The organism is Rahnella sp. CFA14(1/10), from assembly GCF_004195095.1.
GTDB classification, from domain to species: Bacteria; Pseudomonadota; Gammaproteobacteria; order Enterobacterales; family Enterobacteriaceae; genus Rahnella; species Rahnella perminowiae.
Window position 1 is genome coordinate 582,233 of the sequence record NZ_SEWS01000001.1, and the last position, 22,668, is coordinate 604,900.

24 protein-coding genes and 1 riboswitch are annotated in these 22,668 nt (G+C 54.0%); of the genes, 9 read left to right on the plus strand and 15 right to left on the minus strand.

The annotated features are described in order from the left end of the window. Position 1: 1 nt before the first annotated feature. From moaD to EVX52_RS25250, 5 genes are all read right to left on the minus strand, one after another. Positions 2-247: a molybdopterin synthase sulfur carrier subunit gene (gene moaD, locus EVX52_RS02905; protein ID WP_129951961.1), complete on the minus strand. Its 246-nt coding sequence runs from the start codon at positions 245-247 to the stop codon at positions 2-4. After that, positions 244-723, minus strand: coding sequence for a cyclic pyranopterin monophosphate synthase MoaC (gene moaC, locus EVX52_RS02910; RefSeq protein ID WP_129951962.1), 480 nt, complete (start codon positions 721-723; stop codon positions 244-246). The genes moaD and moaC overlap by 4 nt, the downstream gene beginning before the upstream one ends. A gap of 2 nt (positions 724-725) precedes the next feature. Next, positions 726-1,238 (minus strand): molybdenum cofactor biosynthesis protein B, encoded by a 513-nt coding sequence (gene moaB, locus EVX52_RS02915; RefSeq protein ID WP_129951963.1) that lies wholly within the window; start codon positions 1,236-1,238, stop codon positions 726-728. Between the two features lie 31 nt (positions 1,239-1,269). Further along, positions 1,270-2,256 (minus strand): GTP 3',8-cyclase MoaA, encoded by a 987-nt coding sequence (gene moaA, locus EVX52_RS02920; protein WP_129951964.1) that lies wholly within the window; start codon positions 2,254-2,256, stop codon positions 1,270-1,272. After that, positions 2,246-2,403, minus strand: a riboswitch (molybdenum cofactor riboswitch). Its footprint overlaps the gene before it by 11 nt. Continuing rightward, positions 2,359-2,682, minus strand: a complete 324-nt coding sequence (locus EVX52_RS25250) for a hypothetical protein (RefSeq protein WP_165385158.1) — start codon at positions 2,680-2,682, stop codon at positions 2,359-2,361. Its footprint overlaps the riboswitch before it by 45 nt. Between EVX52_RS25250 and yvcK the strand changes: the two genes are divergently transcribed. Further along, positions 2,667-3,575: a uridine diphosphate-N-acetylglucosamine-binding protein YvcK gene (gene yvcK, locus EVX52_RS02925; protein ID WP_129951965.1), complete on the plus strand. Its 909-nt coding sequence runs from the start codon at positions 2,667-2,669 to the stop codon at positions 3,573-3,575. The genes EVX52_RS25250 and yvcK overlap by 16 nt on opposite strands. 63 nt (positions 3,576-3,638) lie before the next feature. On the opposite strand, the gene EVX52_RS02930 is transcribed toward yvcK, so the two are convergent. The 4 genes from EVX52_RS02930 to EVX52_RS02945 form a co-directional block, all read right to left on the minus strand. Continuing rightward, on the minus strand, positions 3,639-4,166 hold the full coding sequence (locus tag EVX52_RS02930) for an isochorismatase family protein (RefSeq protein ID WP_129951966.1): 528 nt from the start codon (positions 4,164-4,166) through the stop codon (positions 3,639-3,641). 29 nt (positions 4,167-4,195) lie between these two features. After that, positions 4,196-4,564, minus strand: coding sequence for a VF530 family DNA-binding protein (locus EVX52_RS02935; protein WP_129990616.1), 369 nt, complete (start codon positions 4,562-4,564; stop codon positions 4,196-4,198). Between the two features lie 133 nt (positions 4,565-4,697). Continuing rightward, the gene (uvrB, locus tag EVX52_RS02940) at positions 4,698-6,704 is read right to left on the minus strand and encodes an excinuclease ABC subunit UvrB (RefSeq protein ID WP_129951967.1); all 2,007 of its coding nucleotides are present in this window, start codon (positions 6,702-6,704) and stop codon (positions 4,698-4,700) included. Between the two features lie 590 nt (positions 6,705-7,294). After that, the gene (locus EVX52_RS02945) at positions 7,295-7,510 is read right to left on the minus strand and encodes a hypothetical protein (protein ID WP_129990554.1); all 216 of its coding nucleotides are present in this window, start codon (positions 7,508-7,510) and stop codon (positions 7,295-7,297) included. Between the two features lie 348 nt (positions 7,511-7,858). Here EVX52_RS02945 and EVX52_RS02950 point away from each other — a divergent pair, with 348 nt between their 5' ends. Continuing rightward, positions 7,859-8,569, plus strand: a complete 711-nt coding sequence (locus EVX52_RS02950) for an ABC transporter ATP-binding protein (RefSeq protein ID WP_129951969.1) — start codon at positions 7,859-7,861, stop codon at positions 8,567-8,569. A gap of 4 nt (positions 8,570-8,573) precedes the next feature. On the opposite strand, the gene bioD is transcribed toward EVX52_RS02950, so the two are convergent. The 4 genes from bioD to bioB all read right to left on the minus strand — a co-directional run bounded on the left by bioD (position 8,574) and on the right by bioB (position 12,281). After that, positions 8,574-9,251 carry a dethiobiotin synthase gene (bioD, locus tag EVX52_RS02955; RefSeq protein ID WP_238483462.1) on the minus strand — a complete coding sequence of 226 codons (678 nt, stop codon included), beginning with the start codon at positions 9,249-9,251 and terminating at the stop codon, positions 8,574-8,576. A gap of 62 nt (positions 9,252-9,313) precedes the next feature. Beyond that, on the minus strand, positions 9,314-10,105 hold the full coding sequence (bioC, locus tag EVX52_RS02960; RefSeq protein WP_129951971.1) for a malonyl-ACP O-methyltransferase BioC: 792 nt from the start codon (positions 10,103-10,105) through the stop codon (positions 9,314-9,316). Then, entirely contained in the window at positions 10,089-11,240 is a 1,152-nt protein-coding gene (gene bioF, locus EVX52_RS02965; protein ID WP_129951972.1) for an 8-amino-7-oxononanoate synthase, read from the minus strand. Before bioF ends, bioC begins: the two co-directional genes overlap by 17 nt. Positions 11,241-11,243: 3 nt before the next feature. Further along, positions 11,244-12,281 carry a biotin synthase BioB gene (bioB, locus tag EVX52_RS02970; protein WP_129990555.1) on the minus strand — a complete coding sequence of 346 codons (1,038 nt, stop codon included), beginning with the start codon at positions 12,279-12,281 and terminating at the stop codon, positions 11,244-11,246. A 180-nt stretch (positions 12,282-12,461) separates the two neighbouring features. Between bioB and bioA the strand changes: the two genes are divergently transcribed. Beyond that, positions 12,462-13,739, plus strand: a complete 1,278-nt coding sequence (gene bioA, locus EVX52_RS02975) for an adenosylmethionine--8-amino-7-oxononanoate transaminase (protein ID WP_129990556.1) — start codon at positions 12,462-12,464, stop codon at positions 13,737-13,739. Here bioA and EVX52_RS02980 read toward each other — a convergent pair whose 3' ends face one another. Next, entirely contained in the window at positions 13,740-14,693 is a 954-nt protein-coding gene (locus tag EVX52_RS02980) for a LysR substrate-binding domain-containing protein (protein WP_129951975.1), read from the minus strand. A gap of 154 nt (positions 14,694-14,847) precedes the next feature. Between EVX52_RS02980 and EVX52_RS02985 the strand changes: the two genes are divergently transcribed. The 6 genes from EVX52_RS02985 to EVX52_RS03010 all read left to right on the plus strand — a co-directional run bounded on the left by EVX52_RS02985 (position 14,848) and on the right by EVX52_RS03010 (position 20,943). Beyond that, entirely contained in the window at positions 14,848-16,002 is a 1,155-nt protein-coding gene (locus tag EVX52_RS02985) for a methionine aminotransferase (protein WP_129990557.1), read from the plus strand. Between the two features lie 41 nt (positions 16,003-16,043). Beyond that, positions 16,044-16,823: an ABC transporter substrate-binding protein gene (locus EVX52_RS02990; RefSeq protein WP_129990558.1), complete on the plus strand. Its 780-nt coding sequence runs from the start codon at positions 16,044-16,046 to the stop codon at positions 16,821-16,823. A gap of 422 nt (positions 16,824-17,245) precedes the next feature. Then, positions 17,246-18,283 carry an NADP-dependent oxidoreductase gene (locus tag EVX52_RS02995; RefSeq protein ID WP_129990559.1) on the plus strand — a complete coding sequence of 346 codons (1,038 nt, stop codon included), beginning with the start codon at positions 17,246-17,248 and terminating at the stop codon, positions 18,281-18,283. Positions 18,284-18,324: 41 nt separating this feature from the next. Beyond that, positions 18,325-19,020: a type 1 glutamine amidotransferase domain-containing protein gene (locus EVX52_RS03000; RefSeq protein WP_129951979.1), complete on the plus strand. Its 696-nt coding sequence runs from the start codon at positions 18,325-18,327 to the stop codon at positions 19,018-19,020. Positions 19,021-19,057: 37 nt separating this feature from the next. Continuing rightward, on the plus strand, positions 19,058-19,540 hold the full coding sequence (locus EVX52_RS03005) for a kinase inhibitor (protein WP_129951980.1): 483 nt from the start codon (positions 19,058-19,060) through the stop codon (positions 19,538-19,540). Positions 19,541-19,662: 122 nt separating this feature from the next. Continuing rightward, the gene (locus tag EVX52_RS03010; protein ID WP_129990560.1) at positions 19,663-20,943 is read left to right on the plus strand and encodes a putative acyl-CoA thioester hydrolase; all 1,281 of its coding nucleotides are present in this window, start codon (positions 19,663-19,665) and stop codon (positions 20,941-20,943) included. Between the two features lie 79 nt (positions 20,944-21,022). Here EVX52_RS03010 and EVX52_RS03015 read toward each other — a convergent pair whose 3' ends face one another. Continuing rightward, positions 21,023-22,534 carry a methyl-accepting chemotaxis protein gene (locus EVX52_RS03015; protein WP_129951982.1) on the minus strand — a complete coding sequence of 504 codons (1,512 nt, stop codon included), beginning with the start codon at positions 22,532-22,534 and terminating at the stop codon, positions 21,023-21,025. Between the last annotated feature and the right edge of the window lie 134 nt (positions 22,535-22,668).

Below are 22,668 nucleotides of genomic sequence, written 5' to 3' on the forward strand. Positions count from 1 at the left end.
CTCAGCCTCCGGTCACCGGCGGGAAGAACGCCACTTCATCACCCGCGCGCAACGGATGCGCCATCGTGGTTAGCGTCTGGTTAACCGCCACCAGTAATTTTCCTGATTCCAGCGCCAGTGCCCAGCGTTCTCCCCGTCCGGTAAGCGCAGCCCGTAACGCTTCCACCGTGGCAAAATCTGCAGGAAGTTGCAGGCTGGAGGTGCCGGTCAGTTCGCGCACCTGTGCGAAGAATAAAATATCAATCATAGTACCGCCTTAAAGTCGCCTGATTTACCGCCACTTTTTTCCAGCAGACGGATCGGGCCGATCACCATATCTTTCTGAACCGCTTTACACATGTCATAGATAGTCAGCGCCGCGACGGAAGCCGCCGTCAGCGCTTCCATTTCCACCCCGGTTTTCCCGCTCAGACGGCAGCGTGACTCGATACGCACGCGGTTATGCTCCGGTTGTGCTTCCAGAGTCACTTCTACTTTGGTCAGCAACAGCGGATGACACAACGGGATCAGATCCCAGGTCTTTTTCGCGGCCTGAATACCTGCGATACGCGCCGTGGCAAATACATCACCTTTGTGATGATTGCCGTTAATGATCATCGCCAGCGTGTCGGCAGCCATTTCAACAAAGGCTTCCGCACGGGCTTCACGAACAGTTTCCGCCTTGCCGGAGACATCCACCATGTGAGCATCGCCGGATGCATTAATATGAGTCAGTTCAGACATACTTATTTCTTCAAATGTGGAGTGAAATTACACGGCCCCTGACGGGCATCAAGCTGCGCTTCAATGATGTTATCCCAGGCGGTCTGGCAGGCGCGGGTTGAACCGGGCATGGCGAAAATCACCGTCTGGTTGGCAATGCCACCTATGGCGCGCGACTGAATGGTCGAGGTACCGATATCTTCAAACGACACCATGCGGAACAGCTCACCGAAGCCTTCGATTTCACGGTCAAACAAGGGCTTCAGTGCTTCCGGCGTATTGTTGCCTGCACTAAAACCCGTGCCTCCGTTGATCAGAATCGCCTGGATTTTTTCATCTGCAATCCATGCGGAAACCACGGCACGGATACTGTAAATGTTTTCTTTGACGATTTGCTGTGCGACGACATGGTGGCCGCCTTCGGTGACGGCTTCTTTCAGGTAATGCCCGGACGTGTCTTCCGCGTCAGTACGACGGTCAGACACCGTCATAATCGCCACAGATAACGGCAAAAACGCTTTACTGGCTTTGCTCATCAGTTTGCTCCTTAAACGATTACTACCGGATTCAGCCGCCGATAAACGACAGATTCTGGGTGATCCCGGTATTGCCTTCATGCAGGAAGTGGGTCTGTTTTTTACGACTGAGGCCCCCCTGAATGCGATCCATCAGATCGTCCTGCTGCATGTCGTCGGCTAATAAATCACGCAGCGGAATACCCTGCTCGCCGAAAAGACATAAATGCAGATTGCCGATGGCCGATACCCGCAGCCGGTTGCAACTGACGCAGAAATCTTTTTCGTACGGCATGATCAGACCAATTTCACCCAGATAATCCGGATGGCTAAATACCTGCGCGGGGCCGTCGCTGCGTGAGCGAAGCTGCAACTGCCAGCCCTGATGCACCAGCTGTTCGCGCAGCACTTCACCGGAGATATGGTGTTTGCGGAACAGGTCACCCCCGTCGCCGGTTTCCATCAGTTCGATAAAACGTAACTGGATCGGGCGGGTTTTAATCCACGCGAGGAAGGTATTCAGACTGGCATGATTCACATCGCGCATCAGCACGGTATTGACTTTTACTTTGCTAAAACCGGCGTCAAAAGCAGCATCAATGCCAGCCATAACCTCGCGGAATTTATCCTGCCCGGTGATGGCATGAAACTGGCGGGCATCGAGACTGTCAACGCTGACGTTGATATTGGTGAGACCCGCGTCGCGCCATTTCGCAATATCACGCGCCATACGGTAACCATTGGTGGTCACTGCCAGAGTTTTAATGGAGGGGTTTTCGCGCACTGCGGCAATGATTTCGCAGAAATCGCGGCGCAGCGAAGGTTCTCCACCGGTCAGACGCACTTTTTCTGTTCCCAGATTGGCGAACGCACGGCTGACCCGACGGATTTCATCGAGCGAGAGAAAACTTTTATTGCTGTGTCCGTGCGGCTTATAGCCATCCGGCAGACAATAGGTGCAACGGAAATTGCACACATCAGTGATCGACAGCCGCAAGTAATAAAACTTGCGGGCAAAAGCATCAGTAAGTTGAAGCACCTTAACACCTTTCCAAATACGGGAGATGCGGGCATTTCTGCCGTGCACCCTGGTGACATAGTGTCACGGCCAGGGCTCCATATTGTTTCTGCGGGAACGACGTCAGAAAAACAACTTAGGAACCAGGGCTAGGAGTTGATTCATCCGGTCCGTAGCGGAGCGATAATGAATACGGGGTAACGGAGCATATTCTAACGCCGCAAAGTCCCGTTCGCCAAGGTGGTTTTTCGTTATGTATTTTGATATATAACGATATTTCACGACAAAAGGCAGCATTTTCAATGCCAAAAGCACCGGGTTTTTAATGTTCTCAGAGTGGCGAGAAGGGGTAACATCTTGTTGCAATATTAGGTAAAATCCGCCGCTGGAAAACGAGGTAAACCCGCCGCTCCCCATTTGAAAGGAAAACCATGCGCAATCGAACATTAGCTGACCTCGACCGGGTGGTGGCGTTAGGCGGAGGGCACGGGCTGGGCCGGGTGATGTCTTCACTTTCGCTGCTAGGCCCGCGTCTGACTGGCATTGTCACCACCACAGATAACGGCGGTTCAACCGGCCGTATCCGCCGTTCCGTTGGCGGCATCGCCTGGGGCGACATGCGCAATTGCCTGAATCAGTTGATCACCGAACCGAGCCTGGCATCGGCGATGTTCGAATACCGTTTCAGCGGCCAGGGCGAACTGGATGGCCATAATCTTGGCAATCTGATGCTGCGTGCGCTGGATCACCTCACCGTACGCCCGCTTGAGGCGATCAATCTGGTGCGCAGCCTGCTGAAAGTTGACGCAGAACTGATCCCGATGTCCGAACAACCCGCCGATCTGGCCGCGATTGATGCCAATGGTGAACATGTCCACGGCGAAGTGAACGTCGATAAACTGGCACAAATACCGCGTGAATTGCTGCTGGAACCCCAGGTGCCCGCTACCCGGGAAGCGTTACAGGCAATCGCCGAAGCCAATCTGATCCTGATCGGGCCGGGCAGTTTCTTTACCAGCCTGATGCCATTATTACTGATGAATGATATGACAGCCGCGCTGCGCCGCAGCCGGGCGCATATCGTGTATATCGGAAATCTGGGGAAAGAACTGAGTGTCGCCGCCGCCTCGCTGACGCTGGATGATAAACTGGATATGATCGAGAAGCGTATCGGCCGCCGCGCCGATGCCGCCATTGTCGGGCCTAAAGTCAACATCGGCAGCAGCGCCGCTGAACATCTGATTATTCAAAGCCCGCTCGAAGCCAGTGATGTGCCCTATCGTCATGACCGCGACATGTTGCGGATGGCGATTGAAGAGACGCTGCAAAAAATGATCTGATTCCGGAAATCACAAACACGAAAGGCCGCTTTAGCGGCCTTTTTTGGGCTCAGAAAACAGAGTTTATGACCAGTCGGCCAGAATTTCCGCCGTCGTTTTTACCGTTACCGGATTGCCCGGCACGGATAATTCACGCCAGACTTCATTATGTTGCCCGATCAGTTGCTGCGCTGAAACATATGTACGATCGCCAGTGGTATGCGCATCCGACGCGACCGTCACGGCATAACCTTTGCTGGCAGCAACCTTGATGGTGGTATCTACACAATAGTCCGTCGCACAACCGCAGATAGTAAAACCGGTTACGTTCAGTTCTTCCTGCAGAACATGATCCAGGGAAGTGCGGTAGAAAGAATCGCAGGCGGTTTTAGTCACGGAAAGTGCGTCTTCCGGCAGATGTAGCTCCGGCAATACCTGCCAGTACTCACTCCCTTCCGTCATTTCGCCTTCAGCGTGTTGAATGAAGATGACGCGCCCTGCCCGGGCTATCAGTTGATTAATCTGTTCGACCCGTCCGCTGCGGTCATAACGCGGCGAAGCAAATACCCCGTTTTGCATATCTACCACAATAAGAACACGTTGCTCTGACACGAGTTTTCTCCTCACAAGAACACGTTGAATTACTTTTTCACCAGCGGATGATTATTCCAGGGGCTGTCGGCTGCAGGTGCGGCGGTACTGACTTTGGTTTTTTGCGGCGCCTGTGCAGACAAGGGGGTGCGGCGCTTGCTGCGGGTCAAATCCGGGCGCAGATGGCCTTCGATAAAATCCAGATATAAGGTTTCCACTTCCTTACGCGCCCAGGGTGTGCGGCGCAGGAACTTCAGGCTGGATTTCACACTCGGGTCACTTTTGAAGCAATTGATATTGACCTGTGAGGCCAGCGCAGGCCAGCCAAAGTTATCCACCAGTGTTGTCAGCAGTTTTTCCAGCGTGACGCCGTGCAGCGGATCTTTCGCTGCGCCAGGGTTTTGTGGTGTATCCGTCATTGGCTCGCTCGTCATTTTAAAATGTCAGGGTGATGATTTACAGGCCGCGCAGTCTATCACTTTTATCCCCGACATACTTCACATTGCCTGTGGGTTGGCTGCGTTCAATCACCCGACTTATTTGGGGACCGCTTTACGAAATCGCAATAAACTGCTCGCGCAACGCATGCAGCTCGTCACGGGTGTTAGCCGCTTCTTCGAACTCCAGATTTTGCGCGTGCGCATACATTTTGCTTTCCAGCTCTTTAATGCGCTGCTCCAGCGCTTTTGGCGTAAGCGATTTGAAGGTCTGCGCCGCTTCGGCATCGCGTTTGTCTTTGTTCTTTTTGGTCTTCGGTTGACCGAGTTGCAGGATGTCGGAGATCTTCTTATTCAGCCCCATCGGCGTGATGCCGTTTTCGAGGTTATACGCTTCCTGTTTGGCGCGACGACGTTCGGTTTCTTCAATGGCACGGGCCATCGAGTGGGTAATTTTATCACCGTAGAGAATCGCTTTACCGTTGAGGTTACGCGCTGCACGGCCGATGGTCTGGATGAGTGAACGTTCAGAACGCAGGAAGCCTTCTTTATCCGCATCCAGAATGGCCACCAGCGACACTTCCGGCATATCCAGCCCTTCGCGCAGCAAGTTGATCCCCACCAGCACGTCAAATTCCCCCAGACGCAAATCGCGGATAATTTCCACACGCTCAACGGTATCGATGTCAGAGTGCAGGTAACGCACCTTCTCGCCGTGTTCTTCCAGATACTCCGTCAAATCCTCGGCCATACGTTTGGTCAGCGTGGTGACCAGCACACGCTCGTTAATCGCGACACGTTTACGGATCTCCGATAACAGGTCATCCACCTGTGTGGTCACCGGCCGTACTTCAATGATCGGATCCAGCAGACCGGTCGGACGCACCACCTGATCGACCACATCGTCACCGGACTTCTCCAGCTCGTATTTCCCCGGCGTGGCTGAGACATAAATACTTTGGGGTGCCAGCGCTTCGAATTCCTCAAAACGCATCGGGCGGTTATCCAGCGCGGAAGGCAGACGGAAACCATATTCCACCAGCGTTTCTTTACGAGAGCGGTCGCCTTTGTACATACCGCCGATTTGCGGAATGGTGACGTGCGATTCATCGACAATCAGCAGGCCGTCAGCCGGAAGATAATCAAACAACGTCGGTGGCGGCTCGCCCGGCCCGCGGCCGGACAGATAACGTGAGTAGTTTTCAATACCGGAGCAATAACCCAACTCATTCATCATTTCGAGATCAAACTGCGTACGCTGGCTGATACGTTGCTCTTCCAGCAGTTTGTTATTGGCAAGCAGCACCTTGCGGCGATCCGCCAGTTCGACCTTGATTTCTTCCATCGCCTGTACAATACGTTCGCGTGGGGTTACGTAGTGCGTTTTAGGGTAAATGGTAAAACGCGGCACTTCATGTTGCACCTGGCCGGTCAGCGGATCAAACAGCGAAAGACGTTCAACTTCCTGATCAAACAGCTCAATGCGCAACGCCAGATCATCCGATTCAGCCGGGAACACATCAATCACTTCGCCACGCACGCGGAAAGTACTGCGCTGGAAAGCCTGATCGTTGCGCGCATATTGCAGCTCTGCCAGACGACGCAGGATCGAACGCTGATCGATAATCATCCCTTTGGTCAGATGAAGCATCATTTTCAGGTACAAATCCGGATCGCCCAGACCGTAAATCGCTGAAACAGAAGCCACCACAATGACATCGCGTCGTTCGAGCAGAGCTTTGGTGGCAGAAAGGCGCATCTGCTCGATGTGTTCGTTCACCGAGGCGTCTTTTTCGATAAAAGTATCTGAACTTGGGACATACGCCTCTGGCTGATAATAGTCATAGTAAGAGACGAAATATTCGACGGCGTTTTCCGGGAAGAATTCTTTCATCTCACCGTATAACTGCGCGGCCAGCGTTTTGTTGGGGGCCAGTACCATCGTCGGACGGTTCAGATCCGCAATCACATTCGCCACGGTAAAGGTTTTGCCCGAACCGGTGACCCCGAGCAATGTCTGGTGCGCCAGCCCGTTCTCCAGCCCTTCTTCCAGACGGCGTATCGCCTCTGGCTGATCGCCGGACGGTTTAAATTCGGAATGCAGTTTGAACACTTTACTCATGACGGGCTACCTGACTGAAATGGGAACGCATAGGGCCGTGCGCGCTGTACGGGTGAACAGTTTGCGGAAAAATAGTATGAAAGACTTCGCGATTTTTGCCAGCCCTGATTTTACCTTCGCTATAATACTGTATATAAAACCAGCTTCCAACCGATAAAGAATGTTTGCGTTTAACCTGCTGGCGCTGCTGCACTTTTTTAGGATATGAAAGATGAGATCTCTCACCATCAGGTGACATTTTTTCCCAAAATTCTTTCCCCTTCCGCTTTCTGACCACAGGCTGACGAAGATTGACACAACTATGACGAACGAATTACGACTGTATTGCTTTTAGGTAACTCATTGATTAAAAAGATTATCACTAAAAAGCTGCGAATACGGGCAAACTGAGCGGAACCCGCATGCTGACTCGTCTGTAGCAACTTTTCTTACTCTCATACACAAGGTTATCCACAGGAATAGTGGATAAGTCTCAGCACGCCCCGCGCTGCGGGAGTTGGTAAAAAACAGGATTTTGCCTCCTGCCGGTCTGAGAGGTCTTTTTTAGTTATTTTTTATCTTTTTTATCTCCTTATTTATGCCTATTTTGCCTAGAGAGTCAGGCTGATGTTTCTTGCAAAAACCAAAAGTGCATCCCGACAGGATTTTTTGCTCATGTTTGTCCATGAGGTTGCACCAAAAGCAGTAAGGGCAGCACTGGCAAAGTGCAGTTCCATTGATGCCGCACCCTGCGGGGGAAAACTCAAAACCTCAGAAACGCTAATGAATAATCCTAAATTGTAAGGGGCCTGGCTGGTAACACCCATGCAACGCCCCTTTTCCCTGCCGTTTTTACAAACTTGGCCTGAGAGTTGCAACGTCTGTGCATGAAAAGGTTAAGGCAGCCAGAACTGCTTTTTTCACCCCGGCGTAAAAAATGAAGATCTCCCTGTTTTCTGGGGTACAGAATCATTTTTAACGTAGGGAAACCTCTCTTAGCCCCATTTATGACTGGTTAAGGGATATTTATCTGTCATTGATGCTGTCAGATTGTCCGTCAACAAACGGGATTAAATTCTGTCAGGGGCATCAATAGCGGAACATAAATGTCAGAAATATGACAGTGGCCGTCAAAGTGAAGTTCAGCGGAAGGCTCCGTGCGGGAGGGAGATCTGATGTTAAGTGTAAAATCAGTTAATCAGTATTATGGGCAAAAACATATTCTGTGGGATATCAATCTCGAACTGTACCGCGGTCAATGTACCTGCCTGATCGGGCGAAATGGCGTAGGAAAAACCACGCTGGTGAACTGCATCATGGGGCATCTTCCGGTGAAAAGCGGTGCAATTTCCTGGCAATCACGTGATGAAGAACCGCAAAGTCTTCTGAATTTGCCGGTCGAAAGCCGTGCGCAAATGGGTATCGGTTACGTGCCACAAGGACGGCAGATTTTCTCCCAGATGAGCGTCGATGAAAACCTGCAAATTGCTATGATGGCCAGCCGGAATAAGACCCGTCGTGTGCCGGAAGAAGTGTATGACCTTTTTCCGACACTAAAGGAAATGGGAGCGCGCAAAGCCGGTGAACTTGATGAAAGCCAGCAGCAGCAACTGGCAATCAGCCGTGCACTGGTTCAGGAGCCTGAATTACTGATTCTGGATGAACCCACCGAGCATACCAGCGCATCGATGGCGGCGAATATGGGTAATATTATTCACCGCCTGAACCGTGATCTTGGTCTGACATTGTTGCTGGTCGGCCATAAATTGCCGTTCATCCGCAGCGTCGCGGACCGTTTCTGTCTGGTCGATGACGGACGAAACATCGCGCAAGGCACGCTGGCGCAGCTTGACGATACGTTAGTCAAAAATTATCTGACCGTCTGATGACTCAGCGGGTGAGGCGGTCCAGATCCAGATATTGGCCTAAATTCACGTCCAAACCCTGAGTCAGGTACGGGATCTCGCCCAACAGGGGCGCAGGCAGCATACGCGTGAGCGTCTCTCTGTAAGCCTGATGATGCTTCCCCGTTTCCTGAATGTCATTGGCTATCCAGCCTGCCAGAGGCAAGCCGCTTTGTACAATGGCCTGCGCCGTCAGCACGGCATGGTTAATACAACCGAGCCGCATGCCTACCACTAACACTACCGGCAATTGTTCGGCCACCGCCCAGTCGGCAAACGTGTAATCTGCCGTCAGCGGCGTGTACCAGCCGCCCGCGCCTTCCACCACCACCCAGTCCGCCAGCGGTTCGAGATGACGCAACCCGTCTGATAACACCTGTGGATCAATCGGCCGGTTTTCCAGTTCGCTGACGATATGAGGTGACGTCGGTTCGATAAACGTGCACGGGTTCACTTCGTCATAACGCAGCCCGACAGTGCTGTAAGCCTGCAAGGCCAGCGCATCACTGTTGCGAGGCCCTTCCCCGGTCATTTCACTGCCTGATGCCACCGGTTTATAACCGGCGGTTGTGTGTCCGGCGCATGCAGCAGCCTGTAAAAAAGCAGTGGTCGCCACGGTTTTACCGACTTCAGTGTCGGTGCCGGTAATAAAGTATTTTTTCATGATTTATTTTAATAAAAGTCTGGTGTTGGTTGGCTCCCTCCCCTGCGAAGGGGAGGAGTCGATCAGCGAGGGATCAGTTCTTCGACCTGCAAAATGCCGTAGACCAGCCGGTAGTTGAGCGGCAGGATGCCGTCGCGGCGGGCATAGTGTTTGTCCAGTAATTGCAGACGTTCCCTGCCACCCAGGCCGCCGAGCCGGCCGTTCTTGATGTGCGTCGCGCCGATGCCTTTCAGCGAACGAAGCAGTGACATGACATCAGGAAATCGGGCAACGTGATCGCTGAACGTCACTTCATGACGATACGGCGCACAGGCTTCAGCGATTTTGTCCGGCGTCAGGAACTGATTGACGTGACGCCGGCCATCGACCTTCATCCAGGCCGCAGCCAGTTCATTGAGCGAACCTTCTGCCAGGGTAGAAAACAGTACCAGCCCGCCGTTGCGGGTGACCCGGTGCATTTCTTCCAGCGCGCGCGGCAGTGCGTTGCACCACTGCACGGCCAGATTGCTAAAGCAGATGTCGACAGAATTGTCGGCAAACGGCAGACGTTCGATGTCCCCAGGGATATATTCATCGGCTGAATCCAGTTCACGCGCACGGTTCAGCATGCCTTCGGAGAGATCCAGCGCAATGACATTTTTGCCCTGCGCGCGCCAGTACCGGCTGAAGTGGCCGGTGCCGCAACCGGCATCGACGACAATCTTGCCGGAATCTTTCAGATACGGCGCTGCCAGCGCCAGCAATTCCTCACCCACATCACGCTGCAACTGCGCGGCGTTTTCATAGCTGATGGCGGCGCGACTGAACGCATCGGCCACCGCTTGTTTGTTCACTAATTCAGTGACTGCACCCATAAAGGGACTCCAGCAAAAAATCGATATCTTCCGGCTCATGCGCCGCCGTCAGGGTAATGCGCAGCCGCGCACTGCCCGGTGGCACCGTCGGTGGACGGATGGCACTGACCCATAACCCGCGCCCGCGAAGCGCCGAAGCCAGATCCAGCGCGGGCTGATTTTCACCCACAATCACCGGCTGGATCGCCGTTTGCGAACCGGTGAGCTGATAGGGCAAACCGGCGGCACCCGCGCGAAAACGCGCAATATTGGCCGCCAGTTTATCACGCAAGCCGTCATCCTGCCGGACTCGTGCCAGTGACGCCTGTAACGCACACACCTGCGCTGCCGGCATCGATGTGCTGTAAATCAGATGGCGGGCGAACTGCAACAAATAATCGGCAGTAGCATCATCACACAGCACCGCCGCGCCGCTGCAGCCGAAAGCTTTTCCGAAGGTGACCACCAGCAGTTCCGGCCTGATGCCCTGCTGCCAGCAACTGCCCCGCCCTTGTTCACCGGTAACACCCACGCCGTGTGCGTCATCGACCATCAGCCAGCTGCCGTGTGCCTGGCATAAATGCTGCAGATCAGCCAGCGGTGCCATGTCGCCGTCCATGCTGAATACGCCTTCGGTCACCACCAGCGTTTCACCGGTTACCGGTTTTTCTAACAGGCGTTGCAGGGAATCCGGCTGATTGTGATGAAAACGGCGCAACAGCGAAGGTGCATGCGCTGCGGCTTCCAGCAAAGACGCATGGCTGAGTTTGTCAGCCAGCACGCGATCATCGCTTTGCATCAGCGCCGCGAGAACCGCCTGATTTGCCGCAAAACCGGAGATAAACAGCAACGCACGCGGATATCCCTGCCAGCCGGCCAGCTGTTGCTCAAACTCTGCATGCGCATCGCTGTAACCGGTGACGTGGCCGGAACCGCCGCTGCCGACACCATATCTCTGCGCGCCCTGCTGCCACGCGGCAATCACGTCTGCGTCCTGACTCAGGCCCAGGTAATCGTTACCTGAAAAGTTCAGATAACGCCGTTCGCCCTGCGTCAGGAAGCGTGCGCTGCCGCCCCGGTTTGGCTGCCGTACGCGAAATGCCGCTGCCTGTTTACGCGCGGCTACCGCTTCGTTAATCCGCGTTTGCCAGCTCATCGGTTATACGGCGGCGTTGTAAAACTGGTCGGTATCCGCATGAACCAGCTGTTCAGCCAGCGCGGCCTGCTGCTGGTTATCGCCCATTTCTGTTTCGAATGCCTGCGGGTTAAGCCCCAGTTTGCCGAACAGAATTAAGTCTTTGTCTTCCGCCGGGTTTGGCGTGGTCAGCAGTTTACAGCCGTAGAAGATGGAGTTGGCACCGGCCATAAAGCACATTGCCTGGGTCTGCTCGCTCATCTGCTCACGACCGGCGGACAAACGCACATAAGACTGCGGCATCATGATGCGCGCCACCGCGATGGTGCGGATGAAATCAAACGGATCCACATCGTCGTTATCAGCCAGCGGCGTGCCTTTCACTTTCACCAGCATATTGATCGGCACGCTTTCCGGTGGCACCGGCAGGTTCGCCAGCTGCATCAGTAAACCGGCGCGATCTTTCACGGTTTCGCCCAAACCGACAATCCCGCCGGAGCACACTTTAATGCCCGCGCCGCGCACTTCCGCCAGTGTGTCCAGACGTTCCTGATAGCTGCGGGTGGTAATGATGCTGCCGTAAAATTCCGGCGAGGTATCAAGGTTATGGTTGTAGAAATCCAGCCCGGCGTGCGCCAGCCGCTGTGCCTGCGTGGTGTTCAGCGTGCCGAGGGTCATGCAGGTTTCCATGCCCATCTCTTTCACACCCTGCACCATTTGTTCAAGGTAGGGCATGTCGCGGTCATGCGGGTTTTTCCACGCCGCGCCCATGCAGAACCGGGTCGAACCGGCGGCTTTCGCCTGACGGGCAGATTCGAGCACCTGCTCGACTTGCATCAGACGTTCAGACTCCAGCCCGGTTTTGTAACGGGAACTCTGCGGGCAATATTTACAGTCTTCCGGACAGGCACCGGTTTTGATCGACAGCAAGGTACTGACCTGAACCTGACGCGGATCGAAATGCTGACGGTGGATTTGCTGCGCCTCGAACATCAGCTCAAGGAATGGCTTATCGAACAGGGCCTGGGTTTTTTCCAGCGTCCAGTGGGTGCGGGTAGTCATTGATGACTTCTCCAAATAATAATCTGTTACCCCTTCATCCTTCAGGCTGCCTAGATGCAATCAGAATGATTTTGGGCTTGATGTTTTCATAATCCGTAAACCATTTTTAATTTGTTTTGGTTTACCGTCAACGTTAAAATTATTTTTTGGTTTACAACTTACCCTCAGCAGGACTCGTTTATGACACCCGCCGATATTGAATTCGACCAGCGCCACATCTGGCACCCGTATACGTCTATGACCAAACCGCTGCCCGCGTATCCGGTCGAATCCGCATCCGGCGTGATGTTACAACTGGCTGATGGCCGCCAGCTGGTGGACGGTATGTCGTCATGGTGGGCAGCGATCCACGGCTACAACCATCCGCAGCTCAATCAGGCGGCCATCGCACAAATCGGAAAAATGTCACATGTCATGTTTGGCGGGATGACTCACCCGCCGGCGATTGCGTTATCCCGTCGTCTGGTAGAGATGACGCCTGCGGGTCTTGAATGTGTATTTCTGGCAGATTCCGGTTCGGTGGCCGTTGAAGTGGCGCTGAAAATGGCGATGCAATACTGGCAGGCGCGCGGCGAAAAACGGCAGACCTTGCTGACCCTGCGCAATGGTTATCACGGCGACACCTTTGGCGCGATGTCGGTCTGTGATCCGCAAAATTCGATGCACAGTTTGTATCAGGGTTATCTGCCACAGCATCTTTTTGCCGATGCGCCGCAGAGCCGTTTTGACGGTGAATGGAATGAGGCGGATATCGCGCCGTTTGCCAACATGCTGGACGAGAATCACCCCAAAATTGCGGCAGTCATTTTAGAACCGGTGGTTCAGGGCGCGGGCGGAATGCGGATTTATCACCCGCGGTATCTCAACCGCGTACGTAAGTTATGCGATGAATACGGCGTGTTGCTGATTGCTGATGAAATTGCCACCGGTTTTGGCCGCACCGGTAAGCTGTTTGCCTGCGATCACGCCGGGATTTCACCGGATATTCTCTGCCTCGGTAAAGCGCTGACCGGCGGCTATATGACACTCTCCGCCACGCTTACCACCCGCCATGTGGCGCAGGTGATCAGCGACGGCGAGGCCGGATGTTTCATGCATGGCCCGACCTTTATGGGCAATCCGCTGGCCTGCGCGGTCGCCAACGCCAGTCTGCATTTATTGGCGGAAAACCGCTGGCAGGCACAGGTACTGAACATTGAAAAGCAGCTGAATGCCGGGTTGCGGCCACTGGCAGAGCATCCGGCCGTTGCTGACGTACGGGTGCTCGGAGCAATAGGTGTGGTGGAAATGCGCCAGCCGGTAGACATGGCGCGGTTGCAGAAGCATTTCGTCGGGCAGGGAGTGTGGATACGTCCGTTCGGTAAACTGATTTATCTGATGCCACCGTACATCATTTCACCTGAAGAACTGAGCAAACTGACCGGTGCCATCGCCAGCGCCCTGACCACACTGTACTGATTAACCTGTACTGACTAACCGGTGCGAGGTGGACAACAGCGCGCTCAGTTTTTCCCGGCTGAGCCGCGCTTCTTCATTAAGAAAATCAATGGCAACTTTCAGCGCGGGTGTCGGGTTTTCCGGATACAACAGCGTATACGATGCCCCGCTTGCCACACACAGCGGGAACGGCGCAATCACCCTTCCCGCCTGCAAATCATCTTCAATTAATGTCAGATCACCTATCGCAACACCATAGCCCTGTAATGCCGAGTTGATCGCCAGATCCAGCGTATCAAAATGCTGCGATTTCGCCGAAGGCAGCCCCTGCACGCCTTCCTCACGCAGCCACAACAACCAGTCGCGACGATCCCGCGTCGGGTGAAGCAACGTTTTATCGGCCAGATCCGCCACTTCCGTTTTCCCTTCATGACGCGACAGGAAATCCGGGGTACACACCGGCGTCAGTACTTCGTCAAACAGATGATGCGCGCGGCGCTGTGATTCCGGCTGACGCCCGAACACCACGGCGGCATCAAAATGCTCGTTGCTGAAATCCACGCCGTGGGCAATGGAAGCCGTCAGCTCGATCTGCATATCGGGCCTGTCGTTTTGCAACTGAATCACCCGCGGCAGCAACCAGCGCATGGAACAGGTCGGGCATTTAATGCGTAACGTATCCGGGTGCGAACCGACACGTTTCAGGGCTTCGCCCATCAGCGCCAGCGCCTGTTGTACCGGCGGCAACAGCTGTGCCCCGCGCGGGGTCAGCGTCAGCCCGCGGGCCTGACGTAAAAACAACGGATAACCCAGCGTGGCCTCAAGCCCGGTAATCTGGCGGCTGACCGCGCCTTGTGTAATATGCAACAACGATGCCGCATGCGTCAGATTGAGCGTCTGCGCCACCACAGCAAAGGTTTTCAACACATTGAGCGAAGGTAAATTCAGATACGGCAATTCAGGAGAAAAACTCACAGTTACCTCGTTAGGCACATCGCATAGCCATGACTTCAGATCATGACGAGTATGACAAACTTTCCATTGTCGGCACAGGGGAACTGTTGCTTAATCATTCAACACCTTTTTTTACCTTGTCATGGCCACACGGCCTGTTTTTTGGGGAAATGCTATGAAAAGCGCCATGTCGCCCCGGTCAAAATTACCTGACGTCGGCACCACTATTTTTACCGTTATCGGCCAGCTCAGCGCCGAACATAACGCACTGAACCTGTCGCAGGGTGCACCGAATTTCTCATGCCAGCCCGCATTAATCGACAGCGTCGCTAAAGCCATGCGCGAAGGTCATAACCAGTACGCGCCTATGAGCGGCGTGGCGGCATTACGCCATGCGCTGTCCGCCAAAGCCGAAGCGCTTTACGGCTGCAAATATGACGCCGACAGCGAAGTGACGGTCATTGCCAGCGCCAGCGAAGGACTGTATTCCGCCATCAGCGCTCTGGTACATCCGGGCGATGAAGTGATTTATTTCGAACCGTCGTTTGACAGCTACGCACCGATCGTCCGTTTACAGGGGGCAAAGCCGGTGGCTATCGGCCTGTCGATGGACGATTTCAGCATCGACTGGGATCAGGTCGCAAACGCGATCAACAGCCGCACCCGGATGATCATCATTAACAGCCCGCACAACCCGACCGGTGCTATTTTTACGGATGTCGATATCGAACGCCTGACAGCGCTGACTAAAAATACCGATATCGTGATTTTGTCCGATGAAGTGTATGAGCATGTGGTGTTTGACGGCGAGCGCCACGAAAGCATGGCCTGTCATCCGCAACTGGCTGAACGCAGCGTGATTGTGTCGTCTTTTGGCAAAACCTATCACGTCACGGGCTGGCGGGTGGGGTATTGTCTGGCACCGGCAGAGCTGATGGATGAAATCCGCAAAGTCCATCAGTTTATGGTGTTCTCCGCCGACACACCGATGCAGGTGGCCTTTGCCGACGCGCTGGCTGACCCGCAAAGTTATCTGGAACTGGCCGGTTTTTATCAGCAAAAGCGCGACCTGCTGGCCGAAGCCCTCAGCGAATCCCGCTTTGAATTACTGCCAAGCCGTGGCAGTTTCTTTATGCTGGCGCGCTTTAGTCATTTCAGTCCGCTGACGGACGATGAATTTGTGCTGAGCCTGATACGTGATTATCAGATTGCGACCATTCCGCTGTCAGCGTTTTACAGCAATAACAAACCTACCGGGCTTATCCGCCTGAGTTTCGCCAAAGATAACGACACGTTGTACGAAGGCGCACGCCGCCTGTGTCGCGTCTGAGACCGGGTATTTATCTGAATAACGCAGGGGAATTGTGAATAATGAAAAAATTGAAAATCGCATTGCTGTTAGGTTGCGCCGTGGCGTCTTTCTCCGCACTGGCTGACGGTTCCACACTGAAGTTCGGCCTGGAAGCACAATATCCACCGTTTGAATCGAAAAGCGCAACCGGTGAATTACAGGGTTTTGATATTGATCTGGGCAACGCCGTTTGCGCAGCGGCCCGCGTAAAGTGCGACTGGTACGACACCTCGTTCGACGGCCTGATTGCAGCATTGCAGGCCCGTAAATTTGATGCGATTAACTCGGCGATGAACGTCACGGAAAAGCGCCGTCAGGCGATTGATTTCACACAAGTCATTTACCGCGTACCGACAAAACTGATCGCCAAAAAAGATTCCGGCCTGCTGCCGACAACTGAGTCACTGAAAGGCAAGCATATCGGCGTATTGCAGGGTTCGATTCAGGAAAGTTATGCGCAGGCGCACTGGGCACCGAAAGGCGTGGATATCGTTTCTTATCAGGATCAGAACCAGGTGTATCTGGATCTGTCATCCGGCCGCCTTGATGGCACGTTAGTACTGGCGCCGGCCGGTCAGAGCGGTTTCCTGTCGCGTCCGGACGGTAAAGATTATGGCTTTGTCGGCGACGCCGTACGTGATGACAAGATCCTCGGCAGCGGCATCGCGTTCGGCCTGCGTAAAGGCGATACCGCGCTGAAAGAGAAACTTGATGCAGCCATCGCTAAGGTGCAGGCAGACGGCGTGGTTAAAGCGCTTTCGAAGAAATACTTTGGTGATATTGATGTGAGCGTAAAATAAAGAAGCTTGTGCTAATGAGCTTTGCTCCTCCCCCTGCGAAAGGGGAAATCGGGTGGAGGTTTTAAGGGCTGACACCCGGCCAAAGCATACTTCAACATTTTGATTTTGATAGTAATACTCCACCCCTACCCTCCCCTTCGCAGGGGAGAATACTCAGAATTCCCAATGACCTCTTCGCCAAACGCACCGGCTTGTGGCAATGATTTCTAGTCTTGAGTTAGAAACACGCAGAAAGCTTTCTAAGCAGCCTGTACGGCAGTGAACTGTTGCGTTTTCAGGTTTACTCTTATTTCAGGGAAAAACCCCACGATTTATTCCAACATGGCATAAACCGCTTCGTCCGATGACTGTTTAGCGTCCTATACTTATTCCCAATTACGTTGACTTTGAATCCCCTTATAAGAAAAAAGGAAGGAACTGATATGCCTCAGTCACAATCTGAAAACCGCCGCATCGTGCTGGCTTCACGTCCTCACGGTAAACCTGTCGATGATAACTTTCGTCTGGAAAAAGCCCCGTTACCGCAAGCCAAAGACGGCCAGTTATTGCTGCGCACCGTCTGGTTGTCACTTGATCCGTACATGCGCGGACGCATGAGCGACGCGCCTTCCTACGCCGCACCGGTGCAAATCGGTGAGGTGATGACCGGTGGTGCAGTTTCCCGCGTGGTGGAATCGAAAAACCCGGATTTCAGACCCGGCGATTTAGTGGTCGGCAGAACCGGCTGGCAGGATTATTCCGTTGCCGATGGCCAGGACGTCAAGAAACTGGAAGGGGCAGCACTCAAACAACCGTCCCTCGCACTGGGTGTATTGGGCATGCCGGGTTTTACCGCTTTTATGGGCCTGCTGGATATCGGTGAACCCAAACCGGGCGAAACGCTGGTCGTGGCTGCCGCGACGGGGCCTGTCGGTTCGCTGGTCGGACAGATTGGTAAGATCAAAGGCTGCCGCGTAATCGGGATTGCCGGTGGCGAAGAAAAATGCCGCTATGCGGTTGAGCATTTCGGTTTCGATGAATGCCTGGATCACCGCGCGCCGGATCTGGATAAACGCCTGAAAGCGGCCTGCCCGGAAGGCATTGATGTGTATTTTGAAAATGTCGGTGGCGCGGTGTTTGATGCCGTGTTGCCGCTGCTCAATACCAAAGCACGTATCCCGCTGTGCGGGCTGGTTTCTCAATATAATGCAACCGGTCTGAAAGATGGTCAGGACCGCCTTTCCTTGCTGACCGGCACCATCCTGAAGAAACGCATGCGTATGCAGGGCTTTATTATTTTTGATGATTACGGCCATCGCTATCCGGAATTTGCAAAACAGATGAGTGAATGGTTTGAACAGGGGAAAGTCAAATTCCGTGAAGATATCGTGGAAGGATTAGAGAATGCTCCGCAGGCGTTCTTTGGTCTGCTTGAGGGTAAAAACTTTGGCAAACTGGTCGTCCGTGTCGGTCAGGACTGATTTATTCTTAACGTCAGCCGGCAACGTCCACAGGAGGTTACATGAAATTACTGATGGTATTGACATCACACGATAAACTCGGTGAAACCGGTAAGAAAACCGGTTTCTGGCTGGAAGAATTTACTGCGCCTTATTACGAATTTCTGGATGCCGGTGCCGAACTGACGCTGGCTTCGCCGAAAGGCGGACAGCCACCGCTCGATCCGAAAAGCGATGAGCCGGATGCGCAGACCGAAACCACCGAACGTTTCCGTAATGATAAAGATGCACAGAAGGTGCTGGCGAACACGCACAAACTTGCTGATGTTAACGCTGATGACTTCGATGCCATTTTTTATCCGGGCGGTCACGGCCCGTTGTGGGATCTGGCTGAAGACCCGCACTCTATCGCGCTGATCCAGGCATTCTGGGCTGCGGGCAAACCGGTCTCTGCGGTCTGCCACGCACCGGGGGTTTTGCGCAATGTACTGGTGGAGGACGGCACGCCGCTGCTGAAAGACAAGCGCGTGACGGGCTTTAGTAACAGCGAAGAAGACGCGGTCGGGCTGACCGATATCGTGCCTTTTTTGGTCGAGGACGAGCTGAAAAAACATGGCGGTGACTACAGTAAGGCGGCAGACTGGCGGCCTTATTCCATTACCGACGGAAACCTGATCACCGGGCAGAATCCGGCCTCTTCCAGAGCGGTCGCACAGGCATTGCTGAAATTGCTGGGCGGCGGCGGGGCCGGCAAGTAATCTGACCGTGACTATTTCATCATCTGAAGAGGGTTTTATGGCATTTACACTGACCAGTAATGATCTGCGCGATGGCGAAAAAATGCCGGAAACGCAGGTTTTTAACGGCATGGGCTACAACGGTGACAACCTGTCGCCGCATCTGACCTGGTCCGGCGCGCCTGAGGGCACCAAAAGTTTTGTTATCACCTGCTATGATCCGGATGCCCCGACGGGTTCCGGCTGGTGGCATTGGGGCGTCGCCAATATTCCGGCTGACGTGACCGAATTGCCACAAGGTGCAGGCTCCGGCAAAGGCGGTTTACCCGCAGGTGCGGTACAAACCCGCACTGACTTTGGTAAGGCCGGTTATGGCGGCGCAGCCCCTCCGCAGGGCGAACACCATCACTATCATTTCACCGTCTACGCCATCGATACAGAAACGCTGGAAGTCGATGAGAATGCCAGCGGCGCATATCTCGGCTTCAACGTGCACTTCCATACTCTCGGCAAAGCATCACTGACAGTGATATACAGCTGATTCCTGTGGTATAAAAGACGCAGAAAAGGTGGTCAGTTTTTACTGGCCACCGTTTTTTTATTGCGGCGTTTGCTGCAACATTGAAAAAAAGAATAATCTTCTTCATCAAGGAGTCAGTCACAGTGAAAATTTCCACCCTGTCGCGCGCGTGCGCTGTATTGTCTGCCAGTCTTATCCTGGCGGCATGTAGCAGCAGCCATCAAGGCTTATCCAGCCAGGTTGCTCCGGGCACCGCGTCACTGCCCGTGTTATCAGCGGACGAAGCGGCCAATTTTACCACGAAAAATTATCTCGCCTTTGGCGGCCCTTCTTTGCAGGTTCAGCAACAGGGCTGGTTCCCTAAACTGGCAAGCACTGACGGTGTGAAAACCAGTTTCGTGGTGGGCCCGCAGTTAGGCACAGATGGCGCGCAATACTCCAACGTTCAGATGGCGGTAAACGCGGCACTGGCTGTGCGTAACCACGGCGAACGTATCTTCATTAAAATTCTGCCAGGCACGTATAACGGTGCGGTTTACATCCCGGCTGGTGCACCGCCAGTGACCTTATTCGGTGCGGGCAATAGCGCTTCTGATGTTACCCTCGCACAGGGTCTCGAAGCGTCCGCCGCTCCGGCAACATACCGTTCAACCGTCAGCCCTAACGGCCAGTTCCTGCCGGGCGATCGCGCGTACTATATGTTCCGGAACTGTGCCACCCTGACCACTGAAACCATCGGCACTGGCTGTACCGCGACCGTCTGGTCACAAAGCAACGGTGTTCAGATACAGAACCTGACTATTGGTAACGCCCTGCTCGATACCGTGGATGCCGGTGATCATTCTGCCGTTGCGCTGCGTACCGATGGTGACAATGTGATTCTGGATAACGTGCGTCTGATTGGCCGCCAGAATACCTTTATGGTCAATACCGCCAACATCCACAACCAGACTGACAACAACCGTTACAGCCGTGCTTACGTGCATAACAGCCTGATCGTCGGTGATGTGGATTACGTATTTGGCCGCGCTAATGCAGTATTCGATCACGTTGAGTTCCACACTGTCAGCAGCCGTGGCGTGAAACAGGCGTCCATCTTCGCGCCAAACACGCCAGCCGCCGCGCCTTACGGCTTCCTGGTAATCGACAGCAACCTGACCGGTGACCGTGGCTTCGAGCAGGCAGCGAAAGCCAAAATGGGCCGTGCATGGGATGCTGACGGCGCCAGCAGCCAGCTGGTGATCCGTGACAGCAGCTTCGACAACAGCTATGACCAGATGAATCCGTGGGGCGCTTCCGTCTTCTCCGGGCATCCGTTTGTTGGCAATGTGCCGAAAGATGAAAAACAGCAGCGCAACGTGAATGACACTAACTTCAACCGCCTGTGGCAGTACAACAATGTACTGACTCAGCCTGCGAAGTAATTCAGTCTGATGCCATGAAAAAACCGCCGGGGTGGGCCTCCGGTGGTTTTTTTTCGTTCAGCCTTCTTCTGCCCGTCTTTTAGCGGGTTTCATTACCGAGGCGGAATACTGACACGGTGCGTTCCAGATTCACCGCCTGCTCATCGAGCGAAGCCGCTGCACTGGCTGACTGCTGAACCAGTGCCGAGTTTTGCTGAGTTACGGTATCCATCTCCGCCACGGCCAGCGCAATCTGACTGATGCCGCGACTTTGCTCGTCAGACGCCGACGCAATCTCATGAATGATTTGCGTCACATGACGCACCGAGCCGACGATTTCTTCCATGGTGTCACCGGCTTTCGCCACCAGCTGCGAACCGTTATTGACATTAATCACCGATTTATCGATCAGCCCTTCAATCTCTTTCGCCGCCTGCCCGCTGCGCTGCGCCAGACTGCGCACTTCGCTGGCGACCACCGCAAAACCACGGCCCTGTTCCCCTGCCCGCGCCGCTTCAACCGCAGCGTTAAGCGCCAGAATATTAGTCTGGAAAGCGATGCTGTTGATGACAGTGGTAATTTCCGAAATCTGCTTCGAACTGACAGTGATCTCTTTCATCACACCCACGACATCCGCCACCAGTTTACCGCCCCGCGCCGCCGTGCTGGCAGCATCGGAAGCCAGCTGACTGGCCTGCGCGGCATTGTCGGCGTTCTGTTTCACCGTTGAGGTCAGTTGTTCCATGCTGGCCGCTGTTTGCCCAAGCGCCGCAGCCTGCTCTTCGGTACGGGCTGACAGGTCGATGTTGCCTGCGGCAATTTCACCCGAGGCACGGGTCACCTGCGTTACGCCCTCACGGATATCACCGATGATGCCGTGCAGATTCTGGTTCATGGTTTCAATTGCGCGGCTCAGTTGCCCCACTTCGTCAAAGCTGTGGCTGGTGGTGTGCGTCGAAAGATCACCGGCAGCGATACGTTGTGCAATTTGCAGCGTGTGACGCAACGGGAGCGTCAGCTGCCGGGTCATGCGCCATGAAATCAGCACACCCGTGACTATGGCTGCCACAATGATCACCAGCATTTCGGAAATGGTGCGCGATACTTCCTGGTGAAGACTGTTCATCTCATGATCGAGCAGCGTGTTAGACGCGGAGGTCAGTGCCAGCCCGGCTTCAGCCAACCGGGCGGTGATGTGTTTTGGATCACTGCCTGCCGGAGGATTCAACGTCTGCTGCCAGCTTTCACGGTAGCGTTGAATATTTGCCGGCATAGTCTCTACCAGGCGCTGATCTTCCGGCTCCCAGGCATACGCCGCCACTTCTCCCAGGCGGGTTTCCAGTTTATCCAGCGCCTGGCGGTTTTCTTCAACAAATTTAGGGTCTTTGCTGGCCATATAGGAAAGCCGGGTAAATTTGGCATCGCTCAGCAGATCGTTAACGGTTTTGAGCAAAGTCGCTTTTTCAGCGCGTTGATTGATGCTGGTCAGATGGTAGATACCGGACACAGCAATAAAGGAGCCCAGAAGCAATACCAGCGCAAATCCTGCACCGAGCTTGTTAGCGATTGTGGCATGGCGAACCCGGCCAGTGATCCCTGAAAGTACATTCATTTACTTCTCCCTGATAACCAAAAAGGACTGATTCTTAAGTGGCAGCGCCACCGCAGAATGAGTGAATAACGGGAGAGTTATCGACCAGCGCTGTTCAACATTTATAGAGACATTAAAATATTTCTAATCAATAG